The organism is Streptomyces sp. NPDC046876, from assembly GCF_040645035.1.
Classification (GTDB): Bacteria; Actinomycetota; Actinomycetes; order Streptomycetales; family Streptomycetaceae; genus Streptomyces.
Genome location: NZ_JBEYXK010000154.1, coordinates 1 through 11,397 on the forward strand (window position 1 = coordinate 1; position 11,397 = coordinate 11,397).

9 protein-coding genes are annotated in these 11,397 nt (G+C 74.4%); 5 read left to right on the forward strand and 4 right to left on the reverse strand.

Annotated elements, in window-relative coordinates:
• Nucleotides 1-149 precede the first annotated feature (149 nt).
• Nucleotides 150-1,739, reverse strand: a complete 1,590-nt coding sequence (locus tag ABZ924_RS36510) for a tetratricopeptide repeat protein (protein WP_361919704.1) — start codon at nucleotides 1,737-1,739, stop codon at nucleotides 150-152.
• 97 nt (nucleotides 1,740-1,836) lie between these two features.
• On the opposite strand from ABZ924_RS36510, the gene ABZ924_RS36515 reads away from it, so the two are divergent.
• Complete coding sequence (locus ABZ924_RS36515; protein ID WP_361919706.1) at nucleotides 1,837-3,228, forward strand: FAD-linked oxidase C-terminal domain-containing protein; 1,392 nt, start codon at nucleotides 1,837-1,839, stop codon at nucleotides 3,226-3,228.
• Between the two features lie 173 nt (nucleotides 3,229-3,401).
• Here ABZ924_RS36515 and ABZ924_RS36520 read toward each other — a convergent pair whose 3' ends face one another.
• Entirely contained in the window at nucleotides 3,402-3,884 is a 483-nt protein-coding gene (locus ABZ924_RS36520) for an SsgA family sporulation/cell division regulator (RefSeq protein ID WP_361919708.1), read from the reverse strand.
• 259 nt (nucleotides 3,885-4,143) lie between these two features.
• Here ABZ924_RS36520 and ABZ924_RS36525 point away from each other — a divergent pair, with 259 nt between their 5' ends.
• Together ABZ924_RS36525 and ABZ924_RS36530 are read left to right on the forward strand one after the other, a co-directional pair.
• Nucleotides 4,144-6,138: an RDD family protein gene (locus ABZ924_RS36525; RefSeq protein WP_361919710.1), complete on the forward strand. Its 1,995-nt coding sequence runs from the start codon at nucleotides 4,144-4,146 to the stop codon at nucleotides 6,136-6,138.
• A gap of 89 nt (nucleotides 6,139-6,227) precedes the next feature.
• The gene (locus ABZ924_RS36530) at nucleotides 6,228-6,977 is read left to right on the forward strand and encodes an RDD family protein (RefSeq protein WP_361919712.1); all 750 of its coding nucleotides are present in this window, start codon (nucleotides 6,228-6,230) and stop codon (nucleotides 6,975-6,977) included.
• Nucleotides 6,978-6,997: 20 nt separating this feature from the next.
• On the opposite strand, the gene ABZ924_RS36535 is transcribed toward ABZ924_RS36530, so the two are convergent.
• A complete protein-coding gene (locus ABZ924_RS36535) occupies nucleotides 6,998-7,333 on the reverse strand; it encodes a hypothetical protein (protein WP_361919714.1) in 336 nt (111 codons plus the stop codon).
• A 395-nt stretch (nucleotides 7,334-7,728) separates the two neighbouring features.
• Here ABZ924_RS36535 and ABZ924_RS36540 point away from each other — a divergent pair, with 395 nt between their 5' ends.
• Nucleotides 7,729-10,134, forward strand: coding sequence for an immune inhibitor A domain-containing protein (locus tag ABZ924_RS36540; protein WP_361919718.1), 2,406 nt, complete (start codon nucleotides 7,729-7,731; stop codon nucleotides 10,132-10,134).
• Between the two features lie 133 nt (nucleotides 10,135-10,267).
• Complete coding sequence (locus ABZ924_RS36545; protein WP_361919720.1) at nucleotides 10,268-10,582, forward strand: hypothetical protein; 315 nt, start codon at nucleotides 10,268-10,270, stop codon at nucleotides 10,580-10,582.
• A gap of 38 nt (nucleotides 10,583-10,620) precedes the next feature.
• Here the strand turns inward: ABZ924_RS36545 and ABZ924_RS36550 are convergent, their stop codons facing one another.
• Entirely contained in the window at nucleotides 10,621-11,223 is a 603-nt protein-coding gene (locus ABZ924_RS36550) for an isochorismatase family protein (protein WP_361919716.1), read from the reverse strand.
• Between the last annotated feature and the right edge of the window lie 174 nt (nucleotides 11,224-11,397).

Genomic DNA, 11,397 nt, shown 5'->3' on the forward strand with positions numbered 1-11,397 from the left:
GCCCCCCCCGGGCCCGGCCCGCCGCGACTCACCCCCCCCCCCGGGCTAGAGCCCCCGAACGGGGTCCGGGGCGGAGCCCCGGTTTCGGGAAGGGGCGGGGTGGGGAACCGGCTCCGCGCAGCGGCAACCGGCAGCTCCGCCTCCCCGGGTCACCGTTTCGCGGGGGAGCCGGACGGGGCGGGTTCCGGCCGCGGGGATCCGGACGCGGCAGGGGCCGCCTTCGACGGCCCGGACGGCGACGGCGACGGCGACGGCGCCGGCGCCGGGGCCGAGGGGCTCGGCGACGGGGACGCCGTCGGGAGCTCCACCGGGACCCACGGGACGCGCGGCTGCATGTTCTCCGGGCCCCCCGGCGGCGGCTGGCCCACCGAAGCCAGGGCCTCCCGCGCCAGCGGCCCCCGCACCGGCGAGAACTCCGGGTTCGTGCGCAGCGCCTCCTGCAGGTGCCGCCGCGCCCCCGCCTCGTCGCCGAGCCCCTGCTCGACCACCCCCAGGTGGTACGCGAAGTCCGCACTCCGCATGCCGCGGTCCGTGGCCTTCTTCGCGTACTCCAAGGCGGCCGCGTCATCGCCGCTCTTGTGCAGCGCCCACCCCAGCGCATCGGCCACCTGCATGCTCTTGTGCCGCGTCCACTCCTCCCGCAGCCGCCGCACCGCAGCCGCCGGATCGCCGTGCTCCGCCTCGTACAGCCCGAGCACCACCTCCTCGTTCACGCCCTGCGCGGTGCCCCGCGCCGCCGTCGTCCGCAGCTGCTCGTAGGCCGCCCGCGCCTCCTGCCGGCGCCCCAGCGACTCCAGCAGCTCGCCCAGCTCCAGCGCCAGCCGCGGCACCGGTGCCCGCCCCAGCGCCATCCGGTAGTCCCGCACCGCCTCCCCGCCCCGGCCCAGCCCGGCCAGCGCGCGGGCCCGGCCGCCCAGGGCGTCGGCCTGCGCCGGGTCCGTGCGCAGCGCGGCCTCGTACTGGCGCAGGGCCTCTCCCGGGTCGCCCCGCTCCCACGCCAACTCCCCGATCCGGTACAGCACGTACGCCTTCTCCGCGGGGGACTTCGCCGCGCCCGCCGCGCTCTCCAGCGCCATCGCGGCGTCCTCGCGCCAGCCGCGGTCCCGGTAGACCTGCGAGGCCCGCAGGTAGGCCGCCACACCCGGCCGCAGGTCCATCAGCCGCTGCATCGCCGTCTCGGCGTTCTTGTAGTCCCCGAGCCCCGTGTACGCGTCCACCAGCACCGGGTACGCCGTCCACCGCTGCGGCCCCTGTGCCCGCAGCAGCTCGCCCCACTTGCGGCCCGTCCCGAAGTCCCCCCGGGCATTGGCCAGGCTGCCCATGCCCGTCATCGCGTCGACGTTGCCCTTCTCCGCCGGCCGCAGCTCCAGCGAGCGCTTCAGCGCCTTCTCCGCCTTCGGGTACCAGCCCGGGTCCGCGGTGCGGCGCCCCTGCTCCAGGTACGCAGCCCCCAGCACCGCCCACGACGCGTCGTCCCGCGGATGCGCCTCGAGCCACTTCTCCCGGTCCGCGACCAGCGCCGTCAGGTCCACCGCCGAGGCCGGGGCGCCCATGCCGACCGCCGAGGCGGCCCGCTCCATCGGTCCCGGCGGGCGGGCGTCGTCCGCCGGGCGGGCCGGCCGGATCAGCAGGGCCCCGGCGACCAGGACCACCGCGATGGCGGCCGCCACGACCGTCTTGCGGCCGGTGAACGTCACGGGCGGCGCGGGCTGCAGCGCTTCCTCCTCGATACGGTCCATGAGGTTCACTGTGCGTCAATATGAATGGCCCGCCGAGGTGTCCGGAGCCCGCCGCGGCCGTGTTCACACCGATGGCCCCGGCTGCCACGCTGAGCCCATGGATCTCATGGTTGACGAGCCGACCGCACGTCTGCGCGCGAGCCTCCTCGAAGGGCTCCCCGCCGAGGCCCTCCTCACCGACCCCGAGGTGACCTCCTCCTACGCCACCGACATGGCCGCCTTCTGCCCCGCCGGCACCCCGGCGGCCGTGGTCCTGCCCCGTACCGTCGAACAGGTGCAGCACGTCCTGCGCACCGCCACCGCCCTACGCGTCCCCGTCGTCCCGCAGGGCGCCCGCACCGGCCTGTCCGGCGCCGCCAATGCCTCCGACGGCTGCATCGTGCTCTCCCTGGTGAAGATGGACCGCATCCTCGAGGTCGACACCGTCGACCGGATCGCCGTCGTCGAACCGGGCGTCGTCAACGCCGTGCTCTCCCGGGCCGTCGCCGAGCAGGGCCTGTACTACCCGCCCGACCCCTCCAGCTGGGAGCAGTGCACCATCGGCGGCAACATCGGCACCGCCTCCGGCGGCCTGTGCTGCGTCAAGTACGGGGTCACCGCCGAATACGTGCTCGGCCTCGACGCCGTCCTCGCCGACGGACGGCTGCTGCGCACCGGCCGGCGCACCGCCAAGGGCGTCGCCGGCTACGACCTCACCCGCCTCTTCGTCGGTTCCGAGGGCAGCCTCGGCGTCGTCGTCCGCGCCGTCCTCGCGCTGAAGCCCGCCCCGCCCCGGCAGCTCGCGCTGGCCGCCGAGTTCCCCTCCGCGGCGGCCGCCTGCGCGGCCGTCTGCGCCGTCATGGAGGCCGGTCTGACCCCGTCCCTGCTGGAGCTGATGGACCGCACCACCGTCCGCGCCGTCAACGCCCTGGGGAAGATGGGCCTGCCCGAGACCACCGAGGCCCTGCTGCTGGCCGCCTTCGACACCCCGCAGGCGCCCGAGGAGCTCGCCGCCGTCGGGAAGCTGTGCACCGCGGCCGGAGCCACCGCCGTCGTTCCCGCCGAGGACGAGGCGGAGTCCGAACTGCTGCTCCAGGCCCGCCGGATGTCCCTGACCGCCCTCGACGCCCTGCGGCCCGCGACGATGATCGACGACGTCTGCGTACCGCGCTCGCGGCTCGCCGAGATGCTCGACGGGACCGCCGCCATCGCCCGCGCGCACGACCTCCTCATCGGCGTCTGCGCGCACGCCGGCGACGGGAACACCCACCCCGTGGTCTGCTTCGACCCCGCGGACGAGGACGAGACGCGGCGGGCCCGGGCGTCCTTCGACGCGATCATGGCGCTCGGCCTCTCCCTCGGCGGGACCATCACCGGCGAACACGGCGTCGGCGTCCTGAAGAAGGAGTGGCTCGCCCGGGAACTGGGGCCGGTGGGGCTCCAGATGCAGCAGGCGGTCAAGCAGGCGTTCGACCCGCTGGGCCTGCTCAACCCCGGAAAGCTCTTCTGACCCGCTCGCCCCGGACCGTCCGGGGCGCGCCGGCCGTACGGGCTGCCCCGGGCCCGCGGGGCCCGCCGCGCGCGGCGGTCGTACGGGCTGCCCCGCGCGTACGGGCTGCCCCGGGCGTATGGGCTCGACCAGCCGCATGTGCCCGCGCACACCGCGCTTCACCGGGCCCCGCATCACAGGTCACCGCCGTCCGCCGACTCGTCCGAGGGCCACGGGTCGCGCATCCACAGCTCGTCGGCCGGGGTCGGCGCGAGCAGCACCGCCAGCGCGTCGTCCAGGCCGAGCCGCTCGGCCTCGGTGCCCGGCGGCACCACGCGCAGGGTCCGCTCCAGCCACGCCGACACCGCGCCCGCCGGCGCCTCCAGCAGGGCGTCGCCGTCGGGCGAGCTGAGCGCCATGCACAGCACCGCCTCGTCCTCGACCCTCGTGGGCCAGACGCGGACGTCGCCGTGCCCGCACGGGCGGAACACCCCCTCCACCAGCAGCTCGCGGGCGAAGGTCCAGTTGACCGGGGTGCTCGAGCCGGTGTGGAAGGTGATGTGGACGGCGTACGGATCGTCGGTGAGGTAGACGAGCCGCGCCGGTACCGGCACGGTGCGCTCGGGGGACAGGACCAGTTTCAGTTCGAGCTCGCGCTCGATGACGGGGTGGTGCATCGCGGCCTCGCTTCGGTTCGGTGTGCGGGGCCGGCGTGTGGCCCCGCACTTGCAGAGAGCGCCCGTGTGCCCGGGTATGACGCGACTTCGCGCACCGGATCGCGGATTGGCCTGAATCTTTCGGCTGGCCGAAAACCGCTCTGATGGGCGACGTTCGCCCGAAGGCTTGGATTCTCCCGTTACCCGACCTGTCGGGGGGCGGTTCTTGGCTATGGTCCTGCCCTTGCACCATCCTCAAGCCACGATCGGAGTTGGGGACATGACGGCCTCCCCTGGTGACGGCGAGCACGCGGCCCCCGAGGGCTACTACCCCGATCCGTCCATCCCCGGCTACGTCCGGTACTGGAACGGCCTGTCCTGGGTGCCCGGTACGAGCCGCCCCGCCACCCCGGCCGACGAGACGGGCCCGGTGTTCCTGGACGACACCTCCATGACCGAGGCGCTGTCCGACTCCGGGCCCCGGTCCGCACCCCGCCCGGTGCCGACGCCCGCCCCCACGCCGGCCCCCACCCCCTCGGTGCCCGCCCCGTCCCCGGCCCCGGCTCCCGCGGCCGCCTGGCAGGCCGATCCGCTGCACCAGTCCGGCTTCGGCGGCCCGCACGACCGCCGCGTCTCCTGGGGCAGCCGCCCCGAGCCGGAGCCCGACCCCGGGCACGCGCCCGCCCGCCCGGCCGGGGTCTCGCTGGGCCGCGGCCCGCGCCCCGAGCCGCTGGACCGGGCGGACCGGCCCGACCTGGCCGACCTGGCGGACGTGGCGGACATGGCGGACATGGCCGATCTGACCGACCTGGCCGGGCGGGCGGACTTCGCGGACCCGGCCGACGCGGTGGGGCGCGGCCCCGGGGTGTCGTTCGCCCGGACCCCGGCCGCCGCGGCGGCGGCCCGCTCCGGCGCCGAGGGTGTCGGCATCCTCTCGGCCCGCTCCCCGGCCGCCACCACCCAGGCCCCCGCCGGCGCCCCCGCCCCGGCCCCCGGCCCGGACACCGCGTGGCCCGCCGCCCCCGGAGGCGGCGCGGCGTCCGGACTGACCTCCTCCTGGCCCGAGGCCGCACCCCGCCGCACCCCGCCGGCCCCCCGCCCCGAGCCCGACTGGGAACCCCGCACCCCGCCCCGCCGCGCCCCGGCCTGGGACCCCGAGCCCGCCTCGGGGCCCGCCTGGCAGCCCCGCACCACGGGCCCCGGCACGGCCGCGGCGGACGCCCCGCGGCGCGAGCCGGCCTGGGAGCCGGACTGGCAGGCCGCGGCCCCCGTAACGGGCGGCCCCGGGGCCGACGCCCCGCAGCGCACCCCGGAGCCGGGCCGGCCGTACCGCCCGCAGGGCCCCGGCGCGGACCGCCCGGAGGCCTTGCACGCGGAGCCGGGGCGGGAAGCCCGTACGCCGGTGTCCGAGGAGCCGGAGACACCCCTCGGGTCGGGCTGGGAGCCGAGTACCGCCGCCGCCCCCGCGGGCCCGGCGGCCGACCGCGCGCCGCAGGGCCCCCAGCGGGCCCGCGCGGCCGGACCGGACCCCGAGTTCTGGGCGGCCTCCGCCTCCGCCTCCGAAGCCGCGCAAGCGCAGGCGCAGGCTCAGGCGCACGCGCCGGACGGCCCCCGTACGGCCCGGCCGCAGCCCGCCGCCTCCGCCCCCGTGCCGCGGCAGGCCGCCGGCGCCCCGTCGGCCCCATCGGCCACGCCGGCCCCGTCGGCCGCGTCGGCCCCGTCAACCCAGGCCTCCGCGGCGGGCCGAGCGGCCACGGTGCCCCACCGCCCCACCGACCGCTCGGTGTTCGAGGACATGGCCGAGCGCGCGGTGCGCCCCTCCGGGCTGCTGCGGCGCTTCGTGGCCCGGTCCCTGGACACCGTCGTGTACTACGTCGTCGCCGCCGCGGCCGCCTGGCCCCTGGTCCCCGCGGCCACGGACCACCTCCGGGCCAAGGTGGACGCCGCCCGCGGCACCGGCCGGGTGACCACCGTCTGGCTGTTCGACACCACCATGGCCGGGTACCTGGGCGTGGTGGTGGGCGCCGTCCTGCTCTTCGGGGTGTTCTACGAGGCGCTGCCCACCGCCCGCTGGGGCCGCACCCCGGGCAAGTGGCTGCTGCGCGTACGGGTCCTGGCCGGCTCGGGCCTGCGCCCGCCCCGCTTCGGCGCGGCGCTGCGCCGCTGGCTGGTGTACTGGCTCCTCGGCCCCTTCGCCGCGTTCTGGTGCCTCGTGGACCGCCCGCGCCGCAGGGGCTGGCACGACAGGGCGGCTGGGACGTACGTGGCCCGCTGACCGGGCCCGCAGCGCACCCGGGCGCACCGGCTCGCCCGGACGGACGCCGTCCCGTTGCGGCTCGGGCGGGGCCGGGTTCGACTCGGGCCATGAGCACCGAGCAGCCGCCGCCGGGCGAGCGGCCCGAGGACGACCCGTTCCTCAAGAAGCCCCAGGAACCGCCGCCCCCGTCGGGCGGCTCGCCGTACGGCGGCCCGCCCCCAGGCGGCACCCCTCCCGGCGGCCCGCCCCCGGGCGGCCCCTACGGCGGCGGGGCGGGCGGCACCGGCGGCGGCTACCCGCCCCCGCCCCCGGGCAGCCCGTACGGCAGCGACCCGTACGGCTCCGGCGGCGAGTACGGCATGCCCGACCCGCTCGCGGGCATGCCCCCGCTCGCCCCGTTCGGCAAGCGGCTCGGGGCCCGCATCATCGACGTGGTCATCGTGCTGGTCCCGCTGTTCCTGATCCAGCTGGCCTTCGGCACCAACCGGTACGTGGTGGAGACGAACAAGGGGGAGGACATCAGCGAGGTCTTCACCAAGTCGTACAGCGGCAGCGGCCTGGCCATGACCCTGATCTCGATCGTGGCGTACATCGGCTACGACTGGTGGTTCACGCACTCGGACGGCAGGACCGTCGGCAAGAAGGCGCTCGGCCTGCGGGTGGCGATGCTCAACGACGGCAGCGTCCCGCCCTCCGGCGCGGCCCTCTCCCGCGCCGCCGTGCTCTGGCTGCCGACCCTCGTCTGCTGCGCCTGCCTGTGGCCGCTCGCCCTCATCGTGTCGATGCTCGTGGACAAGCCGTACAAACAGGCCCTGCACGACAAGGTGGGCAAGACGGTGGTGGTCACCGTCGGTTGAGGCCGCGACCGGCCGGCGGCTCAGTGGTGGACCGGTTGTTCGGCGGCGGCCGTCCGGGGTTCGGTCACCCGGGCAGCCGCTGCCGTGTCCGAGGGGGCCGCAGCGGGCGTGACTTCGGTAACATCCGCCGCCCCGGATCCGGCCTCCGCGCGCGCCCCGGCGGGGGCCGCGTGCCGGCCCCGGCGGCGCGGCGCGGCCGCGGTGAGCGCGACGAGCACGCCGAGCGCGAGGGCGGCCGTGGTGATGACCGCGACCCCGAGCCCGGTGCGCGTCTGCGAGAGCAGCAGCATGGCGATCGTCGAGGCGACGACGGCGGCGGACCCGTAGAGGAGCTGGGCGGCAGTGGGGCGCGGCATGGCGGTGTCCGTCCTCAAGGCGGGGGAGAGGGTGGTGTGCTCAACTCGGTCGCGCGGCAAGTGACTCTACGACGGGGGATGCCCGGGCGCAGCAGCCGGTAAGCGTGACCTGACCCACGGTGGCCGGAGCGCGGGGGGCGCACGGGTTCATGACCCCGTCTCACATGGCGGTCGGGAAACCCCCTTCGTCCCTTATCGCTGGGGATCGTCCGGATAGCGGAACTGCCTGACCGCATAGTGCAGTTGTAAGGAAGAAGTCAAGGTCTGTCTTTTCTTTAGACTCTCCGGTCAAATGTCGTCACTTGAGACGCGCGCCGCGCGGAACCCCCCACCCTTTCGGAGACGTTCCGACCTGTGTCGCGGCCGCGGGAGGGGAACGACATCAAGTGACCAGCATGTCCAACCGCCGGCGAGCGCTGCGCACCGCAGCCATCGGCGTGACCCTGGCCGCCACCGCGGCCTCCGGTGCCTTCTTCGCCGTCACCGCCCAGGCCACCGGTGCTGCTGCCGGCGTCCCGGCCGCCGAGAAGCAGGACCCGACCTCTCCGGCCAAGGAGCAGGTCCAGCACAACCTGAAGGGCCCCTTCAGCGACCAGCAGGCCCAGGCCCGTGAAGCTGCCCTCGACCAGGTGCTGAGCGGCAAGAAGAACGTCGAGCAGCGGGGCGCCTCCAAGGTCGTCAAGCTCGACGACAAGAAGTACGTCGAGCTCGGCCGCGAGAAGACCGACAAGATCTTCACGATCCTCGTCGAGTTCGGCGACCAGGTCGACAACTCGACCATGTTCGACCCGGACGGCCCGGAGGGCCCCAAGCCCCCGGTCCCGAAGTACGGCGGCACCCCCGGCCCGCTGCACAACACGATCGCGCAGCCCGACCGCGCGAACAACAACAGCACCGCGTGGCGCAAGGACTTCAGCCGCGACTACTTCCAGGACCTGTACTTCGGTACCGGCCAGGGCAAGAACTCCCTGAAGACCTACTACGAGAAGACCTCCTCGGGCCGCTACTCGGTCGACGGCGAGGTCGCCGACTGGGTCAAGATCCCGTACAACGAGGCCCGCTACGGCTCGAACTACTGCGGCCAGACGAACTGCTCCAACGTGTGGGACACCGTCCGCGACGGCGTGAACGCATGGGTCGACGGCCAGAAGAAGGCCGGCAAGACCGACGAGCAGATCAAGGCGCAGCTGTCCCAGTACGACCAGTGGGACCGCTACGACTACGACGGCGACGGCAACTTCAACGAGCCCGACGGCTACATCGACCACTTCCAGATCGTCCACGCGGGCGAGGACGAGTCGGCCGGCGGCGGTGTCCAGGGCCACGACGCGCTGTGGGCGCACCGCTGGTACGCGTACGGCACCAACACCGGCAAGACCGGCCCGGCGAACAACAAGGCCGGCGGCACCCAGATCGGCGACACCGGCATCTGGGTCGGCGACTACACGATGCAGCCCGAGAACGGCGGCCTCGGCGTCTTCGCCCACGAGTACGGCCACGACCTCGGCCTGCCGGACCTGTACGACACCACCGGCGGCGGCGAGAACTCGGTCGGTTTCTGGTCCCTGATGTCGGCGGGCTCCTGGCTCGGCGAGGGCAAGGACTCCATAGGCGACCTCCCGGGCGACATGACCGCCTGGGACAAGCTGCAGCTGGGCTGGCTGAACTACGACACGGCCAAGGCCGCGACGAAGTCCACCCACAAGCTCGGTGTGTCGGAGTACAACACCAAGGACAAGCAGGCCCTGCTCGTCGAGCTGCCGAAGAAGCAGGTCAAGACCGACGTCACCACCCCCGCCGAGGGCTCCTCGCAGTGGTGGAGCGGCATGGGTGACGACCTGAAGAACACCCTGACCCGCTCGGTCGACCTGACCGGCAAGAAGTCCGCCGCCCTGTCCCTGAAGGGCTGGTGGGACATCGAGAAGGACTACGACTTCCTCTACACCGAGGTGTCCACCGACGGCGGCGCCACCTGGCACCCGCTGGCCGGTACCGCGAACGGCAAGGCCATCCCGCTCGACGCCGCGGGCTCCCCGGCGCTGACCGACGTCTCCGGCGGCTGGCAGGACCTCAACTTCCCGCTGGACGACTACGCCGGCAAGAAGGTCGACCTCCGCTTCCGCTACCAGACGGACGGCGGCGCGGGCGGCAAGGGCTTCACCGCCGACGCGATCAAGCTGACCGCCGACGGCTCCGCGCTGTTCACCGACGGCGCCGAGAACGGCGACAACGGCTGGACCGGCAAGGGCTTCTCCCGCATCGGCGCCGGCTTCACCAAGGAGTACGAGCAGTACTACATCGCGGAGAACCGCCGCTACGTGTCGTACGACTCCACCCTCAAGGTCGGCCCGTACAACTTCGGCTGGGCCAACACCCGCCCGGGCTGGGTCGAGCACTACCCGTACCAGGACGGCCTTCTGATCTGGCTCTGGGACAAGTCCCAGAAGGACAACAACACGAGCGTGCACCCCGGCTCGGGTCTCATCCTGCCGATCGACGCCAACGCCAAGCCCATGAAGTGGGCGGACGGCACCCTGCTGCGCAACAAGATCCAGCCGTACGACGCGCCGTTCAGCGCGTACTCCACGGACGCGTTCACCCTGCACAACAAGGGCGAGTCGCTGTTCCTGAAGCCGAAGCCCGCCAACCTGGTCTTCGACGACCACAAGGGCAAGTACTACTACGACGAGAACCCGACCGGTTCGGTGAAGGTCTCCGACACCCACACCAAGATCAAGATCGCCAAGGAGACCTACGACGGCCTCCAGATGACGGTCGAGGTCGGCCCCTCCTCGAAGTAACCCGGTAAAGCCGCAGGTCACAGCATGATCGGCCGTCGCCCCCTAGCGGGCGGCGGCCGATCGCGTTTAGATGCGGAAGCGACCTGCGTTGACCACACCCATTGACATCCAGCTGACGGGGGAGACGTACAGCATGCCTGCCGGAGGTTTCACCAGGCTCCCGAACGGGAGCGTCGTCGTCGCGCTGACCCTGCCGAGACCGGGCGGGGACGGCGACGACGAGGGACCCGTCCGGGTCCTCGTCCACGCCGCGAACCGGGCCCGCGCCCTGACCAGGCTGCGGAACCTGGGCCTGCGCGCCGTGTACCTGCGCGGCAACACCGCGCCACCGACCCCGGACGAGGTCACCGCCGTCCTGCACCACCCGGACGGGCTGCTGTGGCGCGCCCTGCCGGACGCCGCGGGCGAGCTCTGGCACCCGATACGGGCCCTGCTGCGCGGCGCCTGAGGGCCCTGCGGGGCCCGGCGGGGCCCTGCCGGGCCCAGCTAGGCGCTGCGCACCACCGGGGTGCCGGTCAGCGCCACCCCGGCCGCCCGGAGCTCCTCCAGGGCCCTGGCGGTGGTGTGCGGGGCCACGCCCGCTGTGAGGTCCAGCAGCACGCGCGTGCGCAGGCCGTTGCGGGCCGCGTCCAGGGCGGTGGCCCGCACGCAGTGGTCGGTCGCGATGCCGACCACGTCGACCTCGGTGACGCCGCGCTCGCGCAGCCACTCGGCGAGGCCCGTGCCGTTCTCGTCCGTGCCTTCGAAACCGCTGTACGCGGCCTCGTACGCCCCCTTGTCGAAGACCGCGGCGACCGCGCCGGAGGCGACGGCGGGCGCCAGGTTCGGGTGGAACCCGACGCCCTCGGTGCCCGCGACGCAGTGCACCGGCCAGGAGGTCTCGTAGTCGGGGGCGGCCGGGGGCCTGGCGAAGTGCGGACCCGGGTCGACGTGGTGGTCCCGGGTGGCGACGACGTGGCGGTAGCCGGCGGTGGCGTTGCCGATCAGCTCGGTGATGGCGGCGGCGACGTCGGCGCCGCCGGCGACCGCCAGGCTGCCGCCCTCGCAGAAGTCGTTCTGTACGTCGACGACGATCAGTGCGCGGTGCATTTCGCGTGCCCTTCGGCTCGGTGTGGTGATGCGGCGGCGGGCCCCTGCGGGGGGCTCTTCCCCCACCCCGCCCCTCCCCGAAACCGTGGCCTGCGGCCCCGGCCCCCGCTCCGCCTCAAACGCCGGCGGGGCTGATTTCAGCCCGCGCGGCGTTTGAGCGCACCGGGCGCGGAG